Source organism: Citrobacter sp. JUb117, from assembly GCF_024809055.1.
Taxonomy (GTDB): Bacteria; Pseudomonadota; Gammaproteobacteria; order Enterobacterales; family Enterobacteriaceae; genus Citrobacter; species Citrobacter gillenii.
This window is the reverse complement of the sequence record NZ_JANUFB010000002.1, coordinates 485058-507365: the sequence shown is the minus strand read 5'-3', so window position 1 is coordinate 507365 and position 22308 is coordinate 485058. Positions and strand designations below refer to the sequence as shown.

Sequence of the window (22308 nt, the reverse complement as noted above, 5' to 3'; positions counted from 1 at the left end):
ATGGCAGGAAACACAATTGGACAACTCTTTCGCGTAACGACCTTCGGTGAATCACACGGGCTGGCGCTCGGCTGTATCGTTGATGGTGTTCCGCCGGGTATTCCGCTGACAGAAGCTGATCTGCAGCACGATCTCGACAGACGTCGTCCGGGAACCTCGCGTTACACCACGCAGCGTCGCGAGCCGGATCAGGTGAAAATCCTTTCCGGCGTGTTTGACGGCGTCACCACCGGCACCAGTATTGGCCTGTTGATTGAAAATACCGATCAGCGTTCGCAGGATTACGGCGCCATTAAGGATGTTTTTCGTCCAGGCCATGCCGACTACACCTACGAGCAGAAATACGGCGTGCGTGACTACCGTGGCGGCGGGCGTTCGTCCGCGCGCGAAACGGCAATGCGCGTGGCGGCCGGGGCGATTGCCAAAAAATACCTGGCGGAAAAATTCGGCGTCGAAATCCGCGGATGCCTGACCCAAATGGGCAATATACCGCTGGAAATTAAAGACTGGTCTCAGGTCGAACAAAACCCGTTCTTTTGCCCGGATCCGGACAAAATCACCGCGCTGGATGAACTGATGCGTGCACTCAAGAAAGAGGGTGACTCCATCGGTGCAAAAGTGACCGTGGTTGCAAGCGGTGTACCGGCCGGTCTCGGCGAACCTGTTTTTGACCGTCTGGATGCTGACATCGCCCATGCGTTGATGAGCATTAATGCGGTGAAAGGCGTGGAGATTGGCGACGGCTTCGACGTTGTTGCGTTGCGCGGTAGTCAGAACCGTGATGAAATCACCAAAGAGGGTTTCCAGAGTAACCATGCTGGCGGCATTCTGGGGGGCATCAGCAGCGGGCAACAAATTGTTGCACATATGGCGCTGAAACCGACTTCCAGTATTACCGTTCCCGGGCGCACTATTAACCGCTTTGGCGAAGAAGTCGAGATGATAACCAAAGGACGTCACGATCCGTGCGTTGGGATCCGCGCGGTGCCGATCGCAGAAGCCATGCTGGCGATTGTGCTGATGGATCACCTGCTGCGTCAGCGGGCGCAGAATGCGGATGTAAAGACTGACATTCCACGCTGGTAAGAAATGAAAAAAACGGCACTTGCGGCGCTGGCACTGTTTGCCAGTTCGGCCTGCCTGGCGGCGACGCCCTGGCAGAAAATTACCCACCCGGTGGCAGGTAGCGCGCAGTCTATCGGCGCGTTTTCCAATGGCTGCATTGTGGGGGCAGAGACGCTGCCCGTACAGTCCGAACACTATCAGGTGATGCGCACCGATCAACGTCGCTATTTTGGTCATCCTGACCTGGTGACGTTCATCCAGCGTCTGAGTACCCAGGCCAATAATCTGGGACTGGGGACGGTGTTAATCGGCGATATGGGTATGCCGGCCGGTGGACGTTTCAACGGCGGACACGCCAGCCACCAGACGGGGCTGGATGTCGATATTTTCCTGCAACTGCCAAAGACGCGCTGGACGCAGTCGCAACTGCTGCGACCACAGGCGCTGGATCTGGTCGCTCAGGATGGCAAACGTGTCGTACCGTCACTGTGGAAGCCGGAGATTTTCAGTCTGATCAGGCTGGCGGCAAAAGATAATGATGTAACGCGTATTTTCGTGAATCCGGCAATTAAACAGCAACTTTGTCTGGATGCAGGGAGCGACAGGGACTGGTTACGTAAAGTGCGGCCATGGTTCCAACACCGTGCACATATGCATGTCCGGTTACGTTGTCCTGCCGACAGTCTTGAGTGCGAAGATCAACCGTTACCTCCACCGGGTGATGGCTGTGGCGCGGAGCTGCAAAGCTGGTTCGAACCTCCTAAACCGGGAACCACTAAGCCTGAGAAGAAGACACCGCCTCCGTTGCCGCCTTCCTGCCAGGCGCTACTGGATGAGCATGTACTTTAATGGATAATTTTGCCGATCTGTTTATGGTGTCTCCGCTGCTGTTGGGCGTTCTTTTTTTTGTGGCCATTCTGGCGGGATTTATTGATTCCCTGGCGGGTGGCGGCGGTTTACTCACCATTCCTGCGCTGATGGCCGCAGGCATGCCGCCAGCTCAGGCGCTGGCAACGAATAAACTGCAAGCCTGCGGAGGGTCCATCTCCGCTTCGCTCTATTTTATCCGCCGTGGCGTGGTGAACCTGGCTGACCAGAAGCTTAATATCGCCATGACCTTCATCGGCTCAATGAGCGGCGCGCTGCTGGTCCAGCATGTGCAGTCGGACATTTTGCGCCAGATCCTGCCGATTCTGGTTATCTGTATCGGTCTCTACTTTCTGTTAATGCCTAAGCTGGGTGAAGAAGACCGACAGCGTCGGCTGTACGGCCTGCCTTTTGCGCTGGTCGCCGGGGGCTGCGTCGGTTTTTACGATGGCTTTTTTGGCCCGGCAGCCGGATCGTTTTACGCGCTGGCCTTTGTCATGCTGTGCGGTTACAACCTGGCGAAATCCACGGCGCACGCCAAAGTCTTGAATGCCACCTCGAATATCGGCGGGCTGCTGCTGTTCGCGCTGGGGGGCAAAGTGATTTGGGCCACCGGTTTTGTGATGCTCATCGGCCAATTTATTGGCGCACGAATGGGGTCACGACTGGTCCTCAGCAAAGGACAAAAACTGATTCGGCCAATGATCGTCATTGTCTCCGCAGTGATGAGCGCCAAGCTACTTTATGATAATCATGGACAGGAGATTCTCCACTGGCTGGGGATGAACTAATGAATACGACCCATCACTATGAACAGTTAATTGATATTTTTAACGGCTGCTTTGCCGATGAATTTAATACCCGTCTGATTAAAGGCGATGACGAACCGATCTACCTTCCTGCAGATACAGAATTGCCGTATCACCGGATCGTTTTTGCCCATGGCTACTACGCCAGTGCACTACATGAAATTTCACACTGGTGCATTGCTGGTAAAGAGCGCCGTGAACTGGTCGACTTTGGTTACTGGTACTGCCCGGACGGGCGTGACGCTAAAACACAATGTCAGTTTGAAGACGTGGAAGTGAAGCCCCAGGCATTTGACTGGCTGTTCTGCATGGCGGCGGGCTATCCGTTTAACGTTAGCTGCGACAACCTGGAAGGGGACTTTGAACCGGATCGCGTGGTGTTCCAGCGTCGTGTTCATGCCCAGGTGATGGCGTATCTGGAAAACGGCATTCCTGAACGTCCGGCGCGTTTTATTCGTGCGTTACAGAATTATTATCACACGCCTGAACTTAAGGCGGAACAATTCCCGTGGCCCGAAGCGCTCAACTGAAGCGGCTGCCACGTTTACAATGAGGAAATAAGATGATCGCGGAGTTTGAATCACGCATTCTGGTACTAATCGACGATATGGTAGAACATGCCAGCGATGATGAGCTGTTTGCCAGTGGGTACTTGCGTGGACACTTGACGCTGGCTGTGGCAGAACTGGACGGCGGCGACGACCATTCCGCTGAGGCACTGTACGCCAATGTTACCAGCAGCCTGGAAAAAGCCATCAGCGCGGGCGAACTTTCGCCGCGTGACCAGGCGTTAGTAAAAGAGATGTGGGACACGTTGTTCCAGAAGGCGACACAACAATAATTGCCTTGCGGGCCGGATGCCGTTAACGACTCATGCGGCCCGCAATGATGACCTCAGGATTTTACCGCTTTTCCCTTCACTAATTTTCTCACCCATAAACGGTTCGGATTTAACGCGGCAAGGGTTTCTGCATCCATTGGGATGGGTTCATTACTCATTTGCGCGGCCAGGATCTCTGCACACAGCGGGGCGGAACACAGTCCGCGCGAGCCCAGCGCGCCCAGCAAAAAGACGTCACGGTAAACCGGTGCGCGCGCGGCGGTCTCTTTGTGTTCTGACAGATTGGCGTACTGGCTGAGCGTTGCCTCATAGTCCGGCACATTGCCGACCATCGGTAAGTGATCGCGGGTGGCGCAGCGAACGCCACAGCGTGCCGATTGCCCACTGACATCCACCTCTTTTACCCATGCGGCATGCGGGAAGCAGTCGAGTAAACGCTGGCGGTTTTGCTGCTGATCCTCCTCGCGATACGTTGTCTCTTCCTCACCACGACGATAGCTCGCACCGATGCAATGATGCTGATTGGCCGGATTTTGCGGCGTGAGGTAGCCGTCGTAACACAACACCTGATGTAGGGCCGATAGTGCAGGCGTGGTGGGGATATGGCTCACCTGACCGCCGACAGAATAAACCGGTAACGGTTGGGTCTGATCAAAGCGATTTATGCGATGACCATTCGCCAGCACCACTACCTCGTGTTCGACGGTTTCGCCAGTCGCAAACTGAAGCTGCCAGCTGTTTTCCTGCTGTACAAGTGATGCCAGTGTATGTTGGTAATGGGTGCGTAATCCCAGCGTCGTGGCGTAATCCAGTACGGCGGCGGTGAGCTGCGCCGGACACAGCCATCCTCCGCCAGGATACTGAATCCCGCCGCAGTTGGTTGCGACGCCGGTTGTTTGCAGAACCTGCTCAGCATCAACGGCCAGCGCGAGGTCGTCGGGTAAGGCAAGCGACAACATCTGGGTGATTTTCTGTTGGCTTTTTTCATCCCAACCAAGTTGCGTTACGCCGCACCAGTCGTGGGTAAAATCCACCGGCAGGGCGTCATACAGACGTCGGGCAAAGGTAAATGCGGTGGGGAAAAAGAGATTAATGGCGGCGTCATGTTTACTGAGTAAAGGATAAAGTGCGCCCTGACGATTACCGGATGCGCCCTGCGCAGGCTTATCGTCAGCGCAATACAGCGTTACCTGCCAGCCACGACGTAAGAGAGCCAGCGACAGCAGTGCGCTGGCAATACCGCCCCCGATAATAGCCGCTTCCCGTTTTTCCGTGCTGGCGCGTGAGAACCACGGTGCGGGTGACGGGAACGTGAGGTGTTGTTCCATCACGCCGCACAGCATTTCACGTTTGCGCCCAAAGCCTTTGCATTTCTGCATTGTAAAACCGGCGTCCTGCAAGCCCCGCCGGACAAAACCTGCGGAGGTGAAGGTTGCCAGCGTGCCGCCCGGACGGGCTAGCCGGGCCATGGCGTTAAACAGCGTTGGCGTCCACATATCGGGATTTTTTGCCGGCGCGAAACCGTCAAGGAACCAGGCGTCGACCTGCTGGTTCAGGGATTCATCCAACTTACTGGTGAGGTCGTTAATATCGCCGAACCACAAATCCAGCGTAACCCGACCTTCATCCAACAGCAGTCGATGACAACCTGCTAACGGTAGCGGCCACTGAGCCTGTAATGGCTCAGCCCACGGAGCCAGTTCCGGCCAATGCTGATGGGCCAACTTCAGGTCGTCACGCGTCAACGGATATTTTTCAAAACTGATGAAATGTAATCTTTTCAGGGTAGCGTCAGGGTGCGCAGTGCGAAAAGTCGTAAATGCCTGCCAGAGTGTGAGGAAGTTTAGCCCAGTGCCAAAACCACTTTCCGCCACTATGAATAACTGGCGTGAATGGGTGGGAAATCGGTCCGCGAGATGATTGCCGCCGAGAAAGACATAACGCGTCTCTTCCAGCCCGTTATCGTTAGAAAAATAGACATCGTCAAAATCTCGGGAAACAGGTGTACCCTCAGCGTTGAATTCGAGGTTGGCAGGTTGTATCGCGTATTGTTTCACGTAAGTTACTCGTCTGGCTTGCTGTGTCTCGATCTTAACGATGAGTGCCTGAGTGCGCAAATTTCCACATAAAATGGCTGATCGGACTTGTTCGGCGTACAAGTGTACGCTATTGTGCCACTCGAAACTTTAAAATAGTGCGACTTACAGAGGTATTGAATGAAACGTGCAGTGATTACTGGCTTGGGCATCGTTTCCAGCATCGGTAATAACCAGCAGGAAGTCCTGGCATCTCTGCGTGAAGGACGTTCAGGGATCACTTTCTCTCAGGAGCTGAAGGACTCCGGCATGCGTAGCCACGTTTGGGGCAACGTAAAACTGGATACCACTGGACTCATTGACCGTAAAGTTGTGCGCTTTATGAGCGACGCATCCATCTATGCATTCCTTTCTATGGAGCAGGCAGTGGCTGACGCCGGCCTCTCTGCAGAAGTTTACCAGAATAACCCGCGCGTTGGCCTGATTGCAGGTTCCGGCGGCGGCTCCCCACGTTTTCAGGTGTTCGGCGCTGACGCAATGCGTAGCCCGCGTGGCCTGAAGGCGGTTGGCCCGTATGTGGTCACAAAAGCGATGGGCTCAGGTGTGTCTGCCTGCCTCGCAACCCCGTTTAAAATCCACGGTGTGAACTACTCCATCAGCTCCGCCTGTGCGACATCTTCGCACTGTATCGGTAATGCGGTTGAGCAGATTCAGTTGGGCAAACAGGATATCGTTTTTGCTGGCGGCGGCGAAGAGCTGTGCTGGGAAATGGCCTGTGAGTTCGACGCCATGGGCGCACTGTCTACCAAATATAACGACTGCCCGGAAAAAGCATCCCGTACTTATGATGCGAACCGTGACGGTTTCGTTATCGCAGGCGGCGGCGGTATGGTTGTGGTTGAAGAGCTGGAACACGCTCTGGCACGTGGCGCGCATATCTATGCTGAAATCGTTGGCTACGGCGCAACGTCCGATGGCGCAGACATGGTGGCTCCATCAGGTGAAGGCGCAGTGCGTTGCATGCAGATGGCGATGAACGGCGTAGATACGCCAATCGACTACCTGAACTCCCACGGTACCTCTACTCCGGTAGGCGACGTGAAAGAATTGGGCGCTATCCGTGAAGTCTTCGGCGACAACAGCCCGGCGATCTCCGCAACCAAAGCGATGACTGGTCACTCTCTGGGCGCGGCTGGCGTGCAGGAAGCTATCTACTCCCTGCTGATGCTGGAACACGGCTTTATCGCACCAAGCATCAACATCGAAGAGATGGACGAGCAGGCGGCGGGTCTGAACATCGTGACCGAACCGACTGAAAAAGCGCTGACGACCGTCATGTCCAACAGCTTCGGCTTTGGCGGCACGAATGCCACGCTGGTTATGCGTAAGCTGAAAGCGTAAGAGATCAGAACAGGCCGGATTTGTTATCCGGTCCATGCTATACAGTAAGGGGAGCCGCCTGGCTCCCCTTTTTTATATCGTTGACAATTAATCTGGTTTACAGGCAGACTCCAGGTTCAACATTATCCTCATGATAATGCGTAAGCGTTTAACGTTATCCAACGCACCTTAATCCTGATCGTCAGGTAGAGGGGGGCGTGGGCATTCCTCGCCTTACTCTGCATTCTGGAGTAACGCATGACAGCAGTAACCCAACAAGAAAAAACACCGTCGGCGAATGTGTCGCTGTTTCGTATCGCTTTTGCCGTTTTCCTGACCTATATGACGGTCGGGCTACCTTTACCCGTCATCCCACTGTTTGTGCACCAGGAGCTAGGCTATGGCAACACCATGGTCGGCATTGCCGTGGGCATCCAGTTTCTGGCAACGGTCTTAACACGTGGCTACGCCGGGCGCTTAGCCGATCAATACGGTGCCAAACGTTCGGCGCTGCAGGGGATGTTGGCCTGTGCACTGGCGGGAGTCGCGTGGCTATTAGCGGCACTTTTACCCGTTTCCGTTCCAGTAAAGTTTGCGTTGTTGATTGTCGGACGTCTGATCCTCGGCTTTGGCGAAAGTCAGTTGTTGACCGGCACCCTGACCTGGGGATTGGGGCTGGTTGGGCCAACGCGTTCCGGCAAGGTGATGTCGTGGAATGGGATGGCGATTTACGGCGCCCTGGCGGCCGGTGCGCCGTTGGGTCTGCTGATCCACAGCCATTTTGGCTTTGCAGCGCTGGCGGCGACCACCATGGCATTGCCGCTGCTGGCATGGGCATTCAACGGCACCGTGCGTAAAGTGCCCGCCCATGCGGGGGAACGTCCTTCGCTATGGAGCGTGGTTGGGCTTATCTGGAAACCGGGGCTGGGGTTAGCGCTGCAGGGCGTGGGGTTTGCGGTGATCGGCACGTTTATTTCGCTCTATTTTGTCAGCAACGGCTGGACGATGGCAGGTTTTACCCTGACCGCGTTCGGCGGTGCGTTTGTGCTCATGCGCATTCTATTTGGCTGGATGCCGGATCGGTTTGGCGGCGTGAAGGTGGCGGTGGTTTCTTTGTTGGTTGAAACCGTGGGGCTGCTGCTGCTCTGGCAGGCGCCAACGGCCTGGATTGCGCTGCTGGGTGCAGCATTAACCGGGGCCGGATGCTCGCTGATCTTCCCGGCGCTGGGCGTGGAGGTGGTGAAGCGCGTTCCTGCACAGGTACGCGGTACTGCACTCGGTGGTTACGCCGCATTTCAGGATATCTCCTACGGCGTAAGCGGTCCTGTCGCGGGTGTTCTGGCCACCGCGTACGGCTATTCCTCGGTATTCCTTGCCGGGGCGATTTCCGCGGTGGTGGGGATTGTTGTGACGCTGCTGACGTTGCGCAAAAGCTAAACGACGAGCCAGAATATAGCTAACACAACCAGTAGCGCCGCAAATAGCAGTCCCGGTCGCGCCGACAGTGATTTAACGGTTTCAATCACTGGCGTGAACGGGCTGTAAATCGGCTGGATGTGGCGCGGATCGCTTAATTCCTGCTCCCTGTCACGCTCAACGCGGCGCAGGAAGATTTGATTGAGCAAATCCTGTATCTGCACGGTGGTAAGAATCGTTTGCGGTTGGATCTGATACGTTTGCTGCGCGTAGTCCTTGATGGCCACAAGTTCATTTGGCTCTAACGGCTGCTTGAGCGCCGCCTGCAACGTTTGCAACGTCGGGGCATTTTGCAGGCTCAGCGTCTGGCGCGCCTGTAGCCAGGTGACCAGGTGCGTAAACTGTTTTGCCGGGATCAGCTCACCGCTTTTTACCCCAGACAGTTCCAGCATCGACTGCCAGATCAGCTTGCCGGATTCTCCTGTAGCGGCCGCTACTTTTGTAACCAGTTGATTCAGCGTGTTGTGCTCGGCGGGTAGCAGAGGGCGAGCGGTTGCCGGGCGTTGCTGCGGCTGCGGAATAGAAAGCTGCCCCTGCTGCAATAGCGTCAGCACATTTTTCAACTGATCGGGCGTGAGTTGGCTGAGTGCCGTTTGTCCGTACTGTTGACGGATAAAATCGCTCACTGCCTGACGATTATTCCCCTGACTCAGCAGTTCCGTAAGCTGCGCCAGCACCTGACGATTGACATGCTTTTGTTGAGCAACCCCAAGTCGTTGGGTCAGGTTTTGTTCTGCAGCAGGAAAGTGACGTGACTGTAACGGCGTATCACTTTTGACGCCCAGATCGTGCTTCATTCCGGCCCACACCTCAGCGCTCTGCTGTTGGGTAAGTGAAATCAGACGGGTAATCAGTCGTTCCAGCACGGTACGTTGTTGCGTGGATAACGGTTGTTCGCCCGCAACGGAAGGGGCGTTTTGGCCTTCACCGGGAGGGCGCGCGGGCGTACCTGAAATGGGCTGCATCATCTCTGTTCCTTAAAACTGTGCTAGCCAGGTCTCGCAGTATGCCTGGCGGCGAGATTATGGCACACTTGCCCGGTTAACTCTCGTTCTCAAACAGGTGCGAAAGACGTGAAAATCCTCGTTGATGAAAATATGCCCTATGCCCGCGAACTGTTCAGTCGTTTGGGGGAGGTAAAAGCGGTTCCCGGTCGTCCGATTCCCGTCGCAGAACTGGATAATGCGGACGCCTTAATGGTGCGCTCGGTGACGAAGGTCAATGAAGCACTGCTTGGCGGAAAACCGGTTAAGTTTGTCGGGACGGCAACTGCGGGCACTGACCATGTTGATGAAGCCTGGCTTGCACAGTCTGAGATTGGCTTCTCCGCCGCGCCCGGTTGCAATGCGATTGCGGTTGTCGAGTATGTCTTTTCAGCACTGCTGATGCTGGCGGAGCGCGATGGTTTTGCGTTAGCCGATCGCACCGTGGGTATTGTTGGTGTCGGCAATGTGGGCGCGCGTTTGCAGGCGCGACTGGAAGCATTAGGGATCCGCACGTTACTTTGCGATCCGCCGCGTGCTGACCGGGGAGACGAGGGCGATTTCCGCTCGCTGAACGAACTGGTTGAGCACGCCGATGTACTGACTTTCCATACGCCGCTGTTTAAAGACGGTCCGTACAAGACTCTGCATTTGGCTGATGAAGCACTAATTGGCCGACTGAAGCCGGGCACCATCCTGATTAACGCCTGCCGTGGGCCGGTCATCGACAATACCGCGTTGCTGTCCCGCCTTAATGCCGGGCAACATCTGAGCGTGGTGTTGGATGTCTGGGAGGGCGAGCCGGACCTGAATGTCGCGTTGCTCGAGAAAGCGGATATCGGTACGGCGCATATTGCAGGATACACCCTTGAAGGGAAGGCTCGGGGAACCACGCAGGTCTTTGAGGCCTATAGCAAGTTTATTGGCCGCGAACAGCACGTTGCACTAAGCACCCTGTTACCTGCACCGGAATTTGGACGCATCACGCTGCACGGCACGTTGGATCAGCCAACGCTGAAAAGGCTGGTGCATTTAGTGTATGATGTGCGCCGCGACGATGCGCCGCTGCGTAAAGTCGCTGGAATTCCGGGTGAGTTTGATAAACTGCGTAAAAATTACCTTGAGCGCCGTGAATGGTCGTCTTTGTACGTCATGTGTGACGACGCCGCTGCCGCTACCTTGTTGTGTAAGCTGGGTTTTAACGCCGTTCATCACCCGGCACATTAATGTCTTCTTAATGCTCCCTGTCGAATAATACGACAGGGACGCTTACGTATTTCTGGAGTAAATCACCATGTCTGAAGGCTGGAATATTGCCATTCTGGGCGCAACGGGCGCCGTAGGCGAAGCCCTGCTCGACACGCTGGCGGAACGCCAGTTCCCGGTCGGTGAGATTTATGCGCTGGCTCGTAATGAAAGCGCGGGTGAGCACCTGCGTTTTAACGGTAAATCAATCATTGTCCAGGACGTTGCTGACTTTGACTGGACTCAAGCGCAACTGGCCTTTTTTGTTGCGGGCGTGGAAGCCACCGCAGCATGGGTAGAAGAAGCCACCAATGCGGGTTGCCTGGTGATTGACAGCAGCGGTTTGTTTGCGCTTGAACCGGACGTCCCGCTGGTGGTACCGGACGTGAACCCGTTCGTACTGGCAGATTACCGCAACCGCAACGTGATTGCGGTCCCTGGCAGCCTGACCAGCCAACTGTTGTCTGCATTGAAACCGTTGATTGACGACGGTGGCCTTTCGCGTATTACGGTGACCAATATTATCTCAGCTTCCGCTCATGGCAAAAAAGCGGTAGATGCGCTGGCCGGGCAAAGTGCGAAACTGCTCAACGGTATTCCGATTGATGACGACGATTTCTTTGGCCGTCAACTGGCGTTCAACATGCTGCCGTTGCTGCCAGACCGCGAAGGCAGTGTGCGTGAAGAGCGTCGTATCGTTGATGAAGTGCGTAAAATCATGCAGGACGAGGGGCTGATGATCTCCGCCAGCATCGTACAGTCGCCGGTGTTCTACGGTCATGCGCAAATGGTGAGCTTTGAAGCATTACGTCCGCTGGCAGCAGAAGAAGCGCGCGATGCGTTTGAGCGCGGCGAGGACATTGTGTTGTCAGAAGCGACCGATTTCCCAACCCAGGTCAGCGATGCGTCGGGTAGCCCACATCTTTCGGTAGGCTGCGTGCACAATGATTACGGTATGCCAGAACAGGTACAGTTTTGGTCTGTAGCAGACAACGTACGCTTTGGCGGCGCGTTGATGGCGGTGAAAATCGCTGAAAAACTGGTGCAGGAGTATATGTACTAATGTCTGACCTGCAACAGCTGCCCGTCCATAAAATTGCGCTGGGTATTGAGTATGATGGCAGCAAATATTATGGCTGGCAGCGCCAGAACGAAGTTCGCAGCGTTCAGGAAAAGCTGGAAAAAGCACTTTCGCAGGTCGCCAATGAACGCATCACGGTATTTTGTGCCGGGCGTACCGATGCTGGCGTTCATGGTACGGGCCAGGTGGTGCACTTTGAGACCACCGCGCAACGTAAAGATGCGGCATGGACGCTGGGGGTAAATGCGAATTTACCTGGTGACATTGCCGTGCGTTGGGTGAAAGCTGTACCGGATGATTTTCATGCGCGGTTTAGCGCCACGGCGCGCCGCTACCGTTATATCATCTACAATCATCGGTTGCGCCCAGCAGTTCTGGGTAAAGGCGTGACGCATTACTATGAGCCGTTGGATGCTGAACGTATGCATCGCGCGGCCCAATGCCTGATTGGGGAGAATGATTTCACCTCGTTTCGGGCAGTGCAGTGCCAGTCGCGCACACCGTGGCGTAACGTGATGCACATTAACGTGACGCGTCATGGTCCTTATGTGGTGGTAGATATTAAAGCGAATGCCTTTGTACATCATATGGTCAGGAATATTGTTGGCAGCCTGATGGAAGTAGGTGCCCACAACCAGCCGGAGAGCTGGATAGCAGAACTGTTAGCGGCGAAGGACAGAACGCTGGCAGCGGCAACGGCGAAAGCGGAAGGTTTGTATCTGGTGGCGGTAGATTACCCCGACCGGTTTGACCTGCCAAAACCGCCGATGGGCCCGCTATTTCTGGCGGACTAATTTGAGTCGTATAAAGGCATACTATGGAACTGATTTACTTTCTTATTGATTTTATCCTGCACATTGATGTGCACCTGGCGGAGTTGGTCGCGGAATACGGTGTCTGGGTATATGCCATTCTGTTTCTGATCCTGTTCTGTGAAACCGGACTGGTGGTTACGCCGTTCCTGCCGGGAGATTCGCTGCTGTTTGTCGCAGGCGCGCTTTCTGCATTGCCCACTAATGATTTAAATGTCCATCTGATGGTGGCGTTAATGATCGTAGCGGCAATCGTGGGCGATGCGGTGAACTACACTATCGGTCGGGTGTTCGGCGAAAGGCTGTTCAGCAATCCGAACTCGAAAATTTTCCGTCGCAGCTATCTGGATAAAACCCACGCGTTCTATGAGCGTCATGGCGGTAAAACCATTATTCTGGCGCGTTTTGTCCCTATCGTACGCACATTTGCACCGTTTGTTGCCGGTATGGGACACATGTCCTACCGTCATTTTGCACTGTTTAACGTAGCGGGCGCGCTGCTGTGGGTATTACTGTTCACCTACGCAGGCTATCTGTTTGGCGATCTGCCGGTGGTGCAGGAAAACCTGAAATTATTGATTGTGGCGATTATCGTCCTCTCCGTATTGCCTGGTGTTATCGAAGTGATTCGTCACAAACGCGCAGCATCAAGGGCGCAAAAATAGAAAGTAACTCAGCGGTTCGACCACTTTTTTGTCCAAAGTTTCGGGCTGTTATGTTTTAATGTGCAACATTCATGGTCTGTTGGGGGCAAAAATGGCATTATGCGCCCCTTATAACAAAGCTGACTAAGGTTCAGGCAGAAAGGTCACCAATGAGCTGGATTGAACGAATTAAAAGCAATATTACTCCCACCCGCAAGGCAAGCATTCCTGAAGGGGTGTGGACCAAGTGTGATAGCTGCGGTCAGGTATTATACCGTGCTGAGCTGGAACGTAATCTTGAGGTCTGTCCGAAGTGTGACCATCATATGCGCATGTCGGCGCGCAATCGCCTGCATAGCCTGTTAGATGAAGGTTCTCTTGTGGAGTTGGGTAGCGAGCTTGAGCCGAAAGACCTGCTGAAGTTTCGTGACTCCAAGAAGTATAAAGACAGACTGGCTTCTGCGCAGAAAGAAACCGGTGAAAAAGATGCGCTGGTAGTAATGAAAGGCACGCTTCACGGTATGCCGGTCGTTGCAGCCGCATTCGAGTTCGCGTTTATGGGCGGCTCCATGGGTTCTGTGGTTGGCGCACGTTTTGTTCGTGCCGTTGAGCAGGCGCTGGAAGACAATTGTCCGCTGATCTGCTTCTCCGCTTCCGGCGGGGCGCGCATGCAGGAAGCGCTGATGTCGCTGATGCAGATGGCTAAAACCTCTGCGGCGCTGGCAAAAATGCAGGAACGCGGTTTACCGTATATCTCTGTACTGACTGACCCAACCATGGGCGGTGTTTCCGCAAGTTTCGCGATGCTGGGCGACCTCAACATTGCTGAACCGAAAGCACTGATTGGCTTTGCCGGTCCACGTGTTATCGAGCAAACCGTACGTGAAAAACTGCCGCCGGGATTCCAGCGCAGTGAATTCCTGATTGAAAAAGGCGCTATCGATATGATCGTCCGCCGTCCGGAAATGCGCCTGAAACTGGCGAGCGTTCTGGCGAAGCTGATGAATCTTCCGGCACCGAATCCGGATGAGCCGACTGAAGGCGTAGTGGTACCTCCGGTACCCGATCAGGAATCAGAGGCCTGATAACGGACTCTATGGATTTCGCGTCGCAGGAAGACGGTGAGTGATTCCCGATGAGCTTACACCGCTAAGTGATTCGGGGGAGCGAGCACAGCCAACGCGCCTGCAACGTGAAAGACGACGAGTAGAAAAGGGCAGGCCGGTTGGCGCTGCCCTTTTGCTTTTATTAACGTGACGAATTGACAGGCATCATGGACAATAAACGTATTCCCCAAGCCGCGTCGCCCCTGGCGTCGTGGCTTTCTTATCTGGAAAACCTGCACAGTAAAACCATCGATCTCGGCCTCGAGCGCGTCAGCCAGGTTGCACGAAATCTGGGTGTGCTGAAACCCGCGCCGTTTGTTTTCACGGTGGCAGGCACCAACGGTAAGGGTACAACCTGCCGTACGCTGGAATCCGTACTGACCGCGGCGGGATATAAAGTCGGGGTATACAGTTCTCCTCATCTGGTGCGCTACACGGAACGTGTTCGCGTGCAGGGGCGTGAACTCGCGGAATCTGCCCATACTGCCTCGTTTGCCGAGATTGAAGCCGCACGCGGTGATATTTCGCTGAGCTATTTTGAATACGGTACGCTGTCGGCGCTGTGGTTATTTAAGCAGGCTAAGCTTGATGTGGTGATTCTGGAAGTCGGCCTGGGCGGGCGCCTTGATGCTACCAATATCGTTGATGCTGATGTCGCCGTAGTCACCAGTATTGCGCTTGACCATACTGACTGGCTGGGGCCGGATCGCGAAAGCATTGGTCGTGAGAAGGCCGGGATCTTCCGCGCTGAAAAACCGGCCATTGTCGGTGAACCGGAAATGCCTTACACCATTGCCGATGTGGCACAAGAGACCGGGGCTATTTTGCAGCGCTGTGGCGTCGACTGGCGCTATACGGTGACGGAAAGCGACTGGTCCTTTACCGACAGTCACGGTACGCTGATGCATCTTCCGTTACCTCAGGTGCCGCAACCGAATGCCGCCACGGCGTTGGCTGCGCTACGGGCAAGCGGACTTGATGTTAGCGAGCAAGCGATTCGTGAGGGGATTGAGCAGGCCATTTTACCGGGGCGTTTCCAGATTGTGAGCGAATCGCCGCGCGTTATTTTTGATGTCGCACATAACCCTCATGCAGCAGAATATCTGACCGGGCGTCTGAAAAAGTTAGTGAAAAACGGGCGCGTGCTTGCGGTTATCGGTATGCTACATGATAAAGACATTGCTGGTACGCTGGCCTGGCTGAAAAGTGTGGTAAACGCGTGGTATTGTGCGCCCCTGGAAGGGCCGCGAGGCGCGACGGCAGAACAACTGCTGGAACATCTGGGAACAGGTGAAGCCTATGATAGCGTGGCGCAGGCATGGCGTGCGGCGTTGGCAGATGCAAAACCAGAAGATACCGTGTTGGTGTGTGGATCGTTTCACACTGTCGCACATGTCATGGAAGTGATAGACGTGGGGAGAAGCGGTGGCGAGTAAGTTTCAGAATCGATTAGTCGGCACGATTGTGCTGGTTGCGCTCGGGGTGATTGTGCTTCCTGGGTTGCTTGACGGGCAGAAAAAACATTATCAGGATGAGTTCGCGGCCATTCCGTTGGTGCCAAAACCTGGTGACCGCGATGAACCGGATATGATGCCTGCTGCCACGCAGGCGCTGCCGACGCAGCCGCCGGAAGGTGCAGCAGAAGAGGTGCGTGCGGGCGATGCTGCCGCGCCGTCGTTGGATCCGTCGCGCCTGCCGGTGGCTAACGGCGCGGAGTTTGATCCTATTCCTGCGCCGGTCGAGCAACCTAAACTTAAACCGAAGCCACAACCTGTTGTTGCGACGCCAGTGCCAACACCGGCCGCCCCTGCACCTGCACCGAAACCGGTTGTCGCAGAAGCGCCGGCACCGACCGGCAAAGCGTATGTTGTGCAACTGGGTGCGCTGAAAAATGCGGACAAGGTCAATGAGATCGTGGGTAAACTTCGCGGTGCGGGTTTCCGGGTATTTACTTCCCCGTCCACGCCGGTACAGGGTAAAATAACCCGTATTCTCGTTGGGCCTGACGCCTCCAGAGATAAGCTGAAAAATTCGCTTGGCGAACTGCAGAAGATCTCCGGCTTGAGTGGGGTCGTGATGGGGTATACCCCTAATTAAGGGGACGTTGCCTGATGGCGCTGCGCTCGACGGCGCTACGCTTAGGTAGGCCGGATAAGGTGTTTACACCGCCATCCGGCAGTGCCCAAAGAGGCAAAAAGTTAGATGGCGTTGAAGATTTTTTCAGCGCCATTTTTATTTACGCGTGGAAAGGAAATCCCTACGCAAACGTTTTCTTTTTCTGTTAGAATGCGCCCCGAACAGGACGACAGGGCGTAAAATCGTGGGACATATATGGTCTGGATTGATTACGCCATTATCGCGGTGATTGGTTTTTCCTGTCTGGTTAGCCTGATCCGTGGCTTTGTTCGTGAAGCATTATCGTTGGTGACTTGGGGTTGTGCTTTCTTTGTCGCCAGCCATTACTACACTTACCTGTCTGTCTGGTTTACGGGCTTTGAAGACGAACTGGTTCGAAATGGGATTGCTATCGCGATACTGTTTATCGCGACACTTATCGTCGGCGCTATCGTTAACTTTGTGATAGGCCAACTGGTGGAGAAAACAGGTCTGTCGGGTACCGACAGGGTGTTGGGGATCTGCTTCGGTGCTTTGCGCGGAGCGTTGATCGTCGCCGCCATACTGTTCTTTCTCGATACGTTTACCGGTGTGTCGAAAAGTGAAGACTGGAGTAAGTCGCAGCTGATCCCGCAGTTCAGTTTCATCATCAGATGGTTCTTTGACTATCTGCAAAGCTCGTCAAGTTTCTTGCCCAAAGTATAAATTTTGGGTCGTTGCTGAACGAGGAAAAGACGTATGTGCGGTATTGTCGGTATCGCCGGTGTTATGCCGGTAAACCAGTCGATTTATGACGCGTTAACGGTGCTCCAGCATCGTGGCCAGGATGCCGCTGGCATCATCACCATTGATGCCAACAACTGCTTCCGCTTGCGAAAAGCGAACGGCATGGTGAGCGACATTTTTGAAGCTCGCCATATGCAGCGTTTGCAGGGCAATATGGGCATCGGTCATGTGCGTTATCCAACTGCTGGCAGCTCCAGCGCCTCCGAAGCTCAACCTTTTTATGTCAACTCACCGTACGGTATCACGCTTGCCCACAACGGCAACTTGACCAACGCCCATGAGCTGCGTAAAAAGCTGTTTGAAGAAAAGCGCCGCCACATCAACACCACTTCCGATTCAGAAATCCTGCTGAATATTTTCGCCAGTGAGCTGGATAACTTCCGCCACTACCCGCTGGAAGCGGACAATATTTTTGCCGCGATCGCCGCGACGAACCGCCAGATCCGTGGTGCCTATGCCTGTGTAGCGATGATTATCGGCCACGGTATGGTTGCCTTCCGCGACCCTAACGGTATCCGTCCGTTGGTGCTGGGTAAACGCGATATTGGTGATGGCCGCACCGAGTATATGGTGGCTTCTGAAAGCGTGGCGCTGGATACCCTTGGCTTTGAATTTCTGCGCGACGTTGCGCCGGGTGAAGCGGTCTATATCACTGAAAAAGGCAACTTGTTTACCCGTCAGTGTGCGGATAATCCGGTCAGCAATCCGTGCCTGTTTGAGTACGTTTACTTTGCGCGTCCTGATTCGTTCATCGACAAGATTTCCGTCTACAGCGCCCGCGTGAATATGGGCACCAAGCTTGGCGAAAAAATTGCTCGTGAGTGGGAAGATCTGGACATCGATGTGGTGATCCCTATTCCGGAAACCTCGTGCGATATCGCGCTGGAAATTGCCCGGATTCTCGGTAAACCGTACCGTCAGGGCTTTGTGAAAAACCGTTACGTCGGCCGTACCTTTATCATGCCGGGTCAGCAACTGCGTCGTAAATCCGTGCGTCGTAAGCTGAATGCCAACCGTGCTGAATTCCGCGATAAGAACGTGCTGTTGGTAGACGATTCCATCGTGCGCGGGACCACCTCTGAACAAATTATTGAGATGGCGCGTGAAGCCGGGGCGAAGAAAGTGTACCTGGCCTCTGCGGCACCGGAAATACGCTTCCCGAACGTCTATGGTATTGATATGCCCACGGCGACGGAGCTGATCGCTCATGGCCGCGAAGTTGACGAGATCCGCCAAATCATCGGCGCTGACGGTCTTATCTTCCAGGATCTGAACGATCTGATCGAAGCCGTCCGCGCAGAGAATCCGGATATTCAGCAGTTTGAATGTTCCGTGTTCAACGGCGTGTACGTCACCAAAGACGTTGACCAACAGTACCTCGATTTCCTCGATTCCCTGCGCAATGATGACGCTAAAGCGGTATTGCGTCAGAATGAAGCGGAAAACCTCGAGATGCACAACGAAGGGTAAGTCAGGGCATGCCGGATGGCGACGCTTTGCGTCTTATCCGGCCTACAGTCCACCATCGTTGTAGGCCGGATAAGGCGTAGCCGCCATCCGGCATTTTTATGTTACGCCTCGTCCACCCAAATCCGCATTTCACCTTCGCCACGATTGGCCCAGCTAAACCACGGAATAAACGTTAAGGTCTGCTTTTCGACCGTTGTCTGACGGTTATCAAAGCTGTACAGCGGCTTGTCACTCTCAGCGGTCAACACGCGCAGCCCTTCAGCTTGCAGCAACACTTTGCCCTTCAGCACTCCGACGCCCTGAATTTCACGCAGCTCGCTTGCTTTTGGCAGCGACAGGTTATGCAACTCAGCGCCGTTATCCGCCTGTTCCAGACAGTACACCAGCGGCCCGCGCTGAATAGCGACCTTGCCCGCAGCGTGGCGCACCAGTGGGTTGGCGTAAACGCGACGGACCGTCATCGGCAGGTTCAGGGTAATGATGTCACCTTGCTGCCACTGACGGCGCAGATGCAGATAGCCCTTAATCACTCTGCCTTGTGCCGTTTCTCCGTTGACCTGCACGTGCGGTGTTTCGCACCACGCCGGTAGACGTAGCGCGACGGTATGTTCAACGGTCTTTGGCTGGCTAAAGTGAATAGTGACCCGCTCATCCCATGGATAGTTACCGCTAATGTTCAGCGCCAGGGTCTGGTCTTTTACGCTGAACTGCGCTTCGCTCCCGGCGTAGAAGTTGATAAACAGCGCGTCCGGTCGCGGGGTGAAAATATAGTGACCAATGGCGACCAGCGTGCGGGCGATATTCGGTGGGCAGCAGGCGCAGCCGAACCAGCGCTGGCGCACCGGCTTAATGTGATCGTAAATATGGTTATGTGGAATACTTTTCGGGTACGTCTCCAGCGGATTGACGTAGAAGAAGTGCTTCCCGTCCAGCGCCATTCCACCCAACACCGTATTGTAAAACGCACGCTCCATGACGTCAGCGTAGTGCGCATCACCTTCCATTTCCAGCATGCGGCGGGCGAACATCATCAGGCCGATGGAGGCGCAGCTTTCGCCGTAAGCGGTGTCGTTCGGTAAATCGTAGTCGCTGGTAAAGGCCTCGCCGATGCCCTGCGAGCCGATACCGCCGGTGATGTACATCCGCCGCTGCACCATATTGTTCCAGATGCGCAGGCAGGTTTGGCGCTTCTCTTCATCCTGGGTGATACGGGCAATGTGCGCCAGTCCGGTCATCAGATACACCGACCGCACTGCATGACCGACCGCTTCATGCTGTTCAGCGAGCGGTTTGTGCGCATGGGTGTATGTTTTGTCTTTGATCATTCCCGGCCAGGCGTCGCCCCAACCAACCCAGTGTCGGGTACCGCCGCGTTTTTCGAACTCAATATCGTAATAGTAGGGTTGTTTGCCACGTTCCTCGACGAAATAGCAGGCCAGCGCCTGGTAGCGCGGTTCCTGAGTGACTTCATACAGACGCATCAACGCCAGCTCGATTTCCGGGTGCCCAGGATAGCCGCGCAGTTGGCCTTCTTTGGGACCAAACACCGTGTCGATGTGATCGGCAAAGCGACAAGCGATGTTCAGCAGTCGACGTTTTCCGGTGGCGTTGAAGAAGGCGACTGCCGCTTCAAACAGGTGTCCGGCGCAGTAGAGCTCGTGGCATTCGGCGACGTTGGTCCAGCGCAGCCCAGGCTCCTTTACGGTATACCAGGTGTTGAGATAGCCGTCGTCACACTGCGCCTGAGCCAGCAGCTCAATCACCTCGTCGGCGGTTTTTTCAAGCACTGCATCTGGCTTCTGGCACAGCGACCAGGCTACGGCTTCCAGCCATTTGGTGACATCGCTGTCCTGGAAGACCATGCCGTAAAACTCGCCGTGTTCCAGACCGGCGGCGATGCGGTAGTTAGCCAGCGCGTGGCTGGGTTCTGCCTCGGGAATCGTGTCGTTCAGTGCTTCCCATTGGTACGGGATCACTATGTCGCGAATCAAGCGTTGGTATTCACCCAGAAATGGATCGGTGATGGTGATTCGGTTGAGATCGGCTTCAATCACAGCAGACTGCATCATGTATACCTCAGGAAATGTGTGAATGTCGTTGGTGAAGATCGGTTGAAATACGCTGCATCATCGGGCCATTGAGGCGGCATTTGAGCAGGCACAGCGCCAGTGCGAGGTGGAAAATGGCCGGCACAATGCTTTGCAATAGGGTGATGCCCTGAAGAGAAGCTGCGGTCTGATTTTCAAGACCTGGCTGGTAGGCCACCATGATCAGCAGAATACTGATAATGCCGCCGGAAGATGCCCACGAGAGCTTGATGAAAAACAGATTAAAAGCGAAGTTCATCCCGGATGAGCGCACGCCGTTTTTCCATTCGCCGTAGTCGTCGGCGAAGGCCATGATTGAGAAGTGCAGGGGGAGGGTGAAGCCGAGGATCACGCCGTTAAGCGCAATGCAGCCCAGCCACAGCATGCGGTAATCAGCTCCGGTTGGCAGGAACCACATCGCAATGCCAAATACCACCAGAATCAGGTTGGTGCAGATATACAAGCGCACCATATCGAAACGCCGCGAGAGGGGATTAACGATGATCGCGCCTAAAATGCCCGCCACTGTCAGTACACCGAAAAACAGCGACATAAACCCGGCGCTGCCCTGCAGAACATACGAAATAAAGTACATGTAGCCGCCGCCGCGAATACACAGGATATTCACCAGCAGGAAGGACATCACCAGCATCATCAGTAACTGATCGTTTTTACGCAGCCCGGCCAGATGCTCACGCAGGGTAAATTTGCCGACCAGCGACAGCGGTACGCGTTCTTTCACCCACAAGAAGCACAGTAAAAACATCACCATGCCCACGCAGCACAGTACGGTGACGCCATATTGATAACCTTTGGCCAGATTGCCCTGACCAAAGAATTCCACCATCCACGGCAGACCGACCGCAACCAGAAAGCCGGCAATACCGCTTAATACAAAACGCCAGGACTGACACGACATCACCTGATCGTGGCGGTTCGTGACGGCGTTTATCAGCGCACAGTAGGGCACATTGTTGGCGGTATAGCCCAGGGAAAGCAGGAAGTAGGTACCGAATGCCCAGGCGATTTTCATGTTGGGGCTGATATCCGGGACGGTAAAGGTCAGGATGCCGATAATGCCCAAGGGAACGGCTGTCCATAATTGCCACGGACGAAAGCGCCCCCAGCGACTGCGGGTTCGGTCGGCAACCACGCCCATCACAGGGTCAGAGACGGCGTCGAAAATGCGTAGAACAAAAAACATTGCCCCGACAATGGCTGGGCTAAGCCCGAACACGTCGGTGTAGAAAAAAAGTAAAAAGCCGCTTATTAAATCTGAGATGCAGTGTCCACCAGCATCGCCTAATCCATAGCCTATCTTTTCGCGGGTTGAGAGCGTTTCTCCCGCATCAACGGTTTGTGCATCAGAATCCAGGTTATCAGCAATTGTCATAACCAATCCTCGAACAAGGGGGGATGATTTAAAAAGTCATTACGGCTTATCTCTGACAGTTTTTACTAAAGATGTAACGGTTCTGAGCATAGGACTGTACCGGTGTTTCGGT

Annotated in this window: 20 protein-coding genes; 16 read left to right on the top strand and 4 right to left on the bottom strand. The window is 54.7% G+C overall.

The window, feature by feature from the left end:
- Genes aroC through M2374_RS06215 form a run of 5 tightly spaced genes read left to right on the top strand, consistent with a single transcriptional unit; the run spans position 1 to position 3582 of the window.
- Positions 1-1086, top strand: a complete 1086-nt coding sequence (aroC, locus tag M2374_RS06235) for a chorismate synthase (protein WP_096756327.1) — start codon at positions 1-3, stop codon at positions 1084-1086.
- 3 nt (positions 1087-1089) lie between these two features.
- Complete coding sequence (gene mepA, locus M2374_RS06230) at positions 1090-1914, top strand: penicillin-insensitive murein endopeptidase (RefSeq protein WP_137362117.1); 825 nt, start codon at positions 1090-1092, stop codon at positions 1912-1914.
- On the top strand, positions 1914-2723 hold the full coding sequence (locus M2374_RS06225; protein ID WP_096756329.1) for a sulfite exporter TauE/SafE family protein: 810 nt from the start codon (positions 1914-1916) through the stop codon (positions 2721-2723). Before mepA ends, M2374_RS06225 begins: the two co-directional genes overlap by 1 nt.
- Positions 2723-3271, top strand: coding sequence for an elongation factor P hydroxylase (locus tag M2374_RS06220; RefSeq protein ID WP_181688907.1), 549 nt, complete (start codon positions 2723-2725; stop codon positions 3269-3271). Before M2374_RS06225 ends, M2374_RS06220 begins: the two co-directional genes overlap by 1 nt.
- Before the next feature lie 32 nt (positions 3272-3303).
- The gene (locus M2374_RS06215; RefSeq protein ID WP_096756331.1) at positions 3304-3582 is read left to right on the top strand and encodes a YfcL family protein; all 279 of its coding nucleotides are present in this window, start codon (positions 3304-3306) and stop codon (positions 3580-3582) included.
- A gap of 53 nt (positions 3583-3635) precedes the next feature.
- Here the strand turns inward: M2374_RS06215 and mnmC are convergent, their stop codons facing one another.
- On the bottom strand, positions 3636-5639 hold the full coding sequence (gene mnmC, locus M2374_RS06210; protein WP_181688908.1) for a bifunctional tRNA (5-methylaminomethyl-2-thiouridine)(34)-methyltransferase MnmD/FAD-dependent 5-carboxymethylaminomethyl-2-thiouridine(34) oxidoreductase MnmC: 2004 nt from the start codon (positions 5637-5639) through the stop codon (positions 3636-3638).
- A gap of 159 nt (positions 5640-5798) precedes the next feature.
- Here mnmC and fabB point away from each other — a divergent pair, with 159 nt between their 5' ends.
- On the top strand, positions 5799-7019 hold the full coding sequence (gene fabB / locus M2374_RS06205) for a beta-ketoacyl-ACP synthase I (protein ID WP_096756333.1): 1221 nt from the start codon (positions 5799-5801) through the stop codon (positions 7017-7019).
- Between the two features lie 237 nt (positions 7020-7256).
- Positions 7257-8435 (top strand): MFS transporter, encoded by a 1179-nt coding sequence (locus M2374_RS06200; protein ID WP_096756337.1) that lies wholly within the window; start codon positions 7257-7259, stop codon positions 8433-8435.
- On the opposite strand, the gene flk is transcribed toward M2374_RS06200, so the two are convergent.
- Positions 8432-9439 (bottom strand): flagella biosynthesis regulator Flk, encoded by a 1008-nt coding sequence (gene flk / locus M2374_RS06195; RefSeq protein WP_181689114.1) that lies wholly within the window; start codon positions 9437-9439, stop codon positions 8432-8434. The genes M2374_RS06200 and flk overlap by 4 nt on opposite strands.
- Positions 9440-9547: 108 nt before the next feature.
- On the opposite strand from flk, the gene pdxB reads away from it, so the two are divergent.
- The 9 genes from pdxB (at position 9548) to purF (ending at position 18716) form a co-directional block, all read left to right on the top strand.
- Complete coding sequence (gene pdxB / locus M2374_RS06190; RefSeq protein WP_181688909.1) at positions 9548-10684, top strand: 4-phosphoerythronate dehydrogenase PdxB; 1137 nt, start codon at positions 9548-9550, stop codon at positions 10682-10684.
- A 67-nt stretch (positions 10685-10751) separates the two neighbouring features.
- Positions 10752-11765 carry an aspartate-semialdehyde dehydrogenase gene (locus tag M2374_RS06185; protein ID WP_115257894.1) on the top strand — a complete coding sequence of 338 codons (1014 nt, stop codon included), beginning with the start codon at positions 10752-10754 and terminating at the stop codon, positions 11763-11765.
- Positions 11765-12577, top strand: coding sequence for a tRNA pseudouridine(38-40) synthase TruA (truA, locus tag M2374_RS06180; protein ID WP_096756340.1), 813 nt, complete (start codon positions 11765-11767; stop codon positions 12575-12577). The genes M2374_RS06185 and truA overlap by 1 nt, the downstream gene beginning before the upstream one ends.
- Before the next feature lie 23 nt (positions 12578-12600).
- Positions 12601-13260, top strand: coding sequence for a DedA family protein (locus tag M2374_RS06175; RefSeq protein WP_096756341.1), 660 nt, complete (start codon positions 12601-12603; stop codon positions 13258-13260).
- A 149-nt stretch (positions 13261-13409) separates the two neighbouring features.
- The gene (accD, locus tag M2374_RS06170; protein WP_096756342.1) at positions 13410-14324 is read left to right on the top strand and encodes an acetyl-CoA carboxylase, carboxyltransferase subunit beta; all 915 of its coding nucleotides are present in this window, start codon (positions 13410-13412) and stop codon (positions 14322-14324) included.
- Positions 14325-14512: 188 nt separating this feature from the next.
- Complete coding sequence (folC, locus tag M2374_RS06165) at positions 14513-15781, top strand: bifunctional tetrahydrofolate synthase/dihydrofolate synthase (RefSeq protein WP_115257895.1); 1269 nt, start codon at positions 14513-14515, stop codon at positions 15779-15781.
- Positions 15771-16442 (top strand): cell division protein DedD, encoded by a 672-nt coding sequence (dedD, locus tag M2374_RS06160; protein ID WP_181688910.1) that lies wholly within the window; start codon positions 15771-15773, stop codon positions 16440-16442. Before folC ends, dedD begins: the two co-directional genes overlap by 11 nt.
- 234 nt (positions 16443-16676) lie before the next feature.
- Complete coding sequence (cvpA, locus tag M2374_RS06155) at positions 16677-17165, top strand: colicin V production protein (protein WP_096756345.1); 489 nt, start codon at positions 16677-16679, stop codon at positions 17163-17165.
- 33 nt (positions 17166-17198) lie between these two features.
- The gene (purF, locus tag M2374_RS06150; RefSeq protein WP_096756346.1) at positions 17199-18716 is read left to right on the top strand and encodes an amidophosphoribosyltransferase; all 1518 of its coding nucleotides are present in this window, start codon (positions 17199-17201) and stop codon (positions 18714-18716) included.
- A 101-nt stretch (positions 18717-18817) separates the two neighbouring features.
- On the opposite strand, the gene M2374_RS06145 is transcribed toward purF, so the two are convergent.
- Positions 18818-20785 carry a glycoside hydrolase family 127 protein gene (locus M2374_RS06145; RefSeq protein ID WP_259154035.1) on the bottom strand — a complete coding sequence of 656 codons (1968 nt, stop codon included), beginning with the start codon at positions 20783-20785 and terminating at the stop codon, positions 18818-18820.
- Between the two features lie 7 nt (positions 20786-20792).
- Positions 20793-22196, bottom strand: a complete 1404-nt coding sequence (locus tag M2374_RS06140) for an MFS transporter (protein ID WP_115257898.1) — start codon at positions 22194-22196, stop codon at positions 20793-20795.
- Positions 22197-22308: the final 112 nt, after the last annotated feature.

Coding starts and splice junctions, on each gene's coding strand:
- M2374_RS06200 (WP_096756337.1), top strand. CDS start 7,257: ATGACAGCAGTAACCCAACAAGAAAAAACACCGTCGGCGAATGTGTCG.
- cvpA (WP_096756345.1), top strand. CDS start 16,677: ATGGTCTGGATTGATTACGCCATTATCGCGGTGATTGGTTTTTCCTGT.
- M2374_RS06145 (WP_259154035.1), bottom strand. CDS start 20,785: ATGATGCAGTCTGCTGTGATTGAAGCCGATCTCAACCGAATCACCATC.
- folC (WP_115257895.1), top strand. CDS start 14,513: ATGGACAATAAACGTATTCCCCAAGCCGCGTCGCCCCTGGCGTCGTGG.
- M2374_RS06175 (WP_096756341.1), top strand. CDS start 12,601: ATGGAACTGATTTACTTTCTTATTGATTTTATCCTGCACATTGATGTG.
- M2374_RS06220 (WP_181688907.1), top strand. CDS start 2,723: ATGAATACGACCCATCACTATGAACAGTTAATTGATATTTTTAACGGC.
- accD (WP_096756342.1), top strand. CDS start 13,410: ATGAGCTGGATTGAACGAATTAAAAGCAATATTACTCCCACCCGCAAG.
- M2374_RS06215 (WP_096756331.1), top strand. CDS start 3,304: ATGATCGCGGAGTTTGAATCACGCATTCTGGTACTAATCGACGATATG.
- M2374_RS06140 (WP_115257898.1), bottom strand. CDS start 22,196: ATGACAATTGCTGATAACCTGGATTCTGATGCACAAACCGTTGATGCG.
- flk (WP_181689114.1), bottom strand. CDS start 9,439: ATGCAGCCCATTTCAGGTACGCCCGCGCGCCCTCCCGGTGAAGGCCAA.
- fabB (WP_096756333.1), top strand. CDS start 5,799: ATGAAACGTGCAGTGATTACTGGCTTGGGCATCGTTTCCAGCATCGGT.
- aroC (WP_096756327.1), top strand. CDS start 1: ATGGCAGGAAACACAATTGGACAACTCTTTCGCGTAACGACCTTCGGT.
- M2374_RS06225 (WP_096756329.1), top strand. CDS start 1,914: ATGGATAATTTTGCCGATCTGTTTATGGTGTCTCCGCTGCTGTTGGGC.
- M2374_RS06185 (WP_115257894.1), top strand. CDS start 10,752: ATGTCTGAAGGCTGGAATATTGCCATTCTGGGCGCAACGGGCGCCGTA.
- mepA (WP_137362117.1), top strand. CDS start 1,090: ATGAAAAAAACGGCACTTGCGGCGCTGGCACTGTTTGCCAGTTCGGCC.
- truA (WP_096756340.1), top strand. CDS start 11,765: ATGTCTGACCTGCAACAGCTGCCCGTCCATAAAATTGCGCTGGGTATT.
- purF (WP_096756346.1), top strand. CDS start 17,199: ATGTGCGGTATTGTCGGTATCGCCGGTGTTATGCCGGTAAACCAGTCG.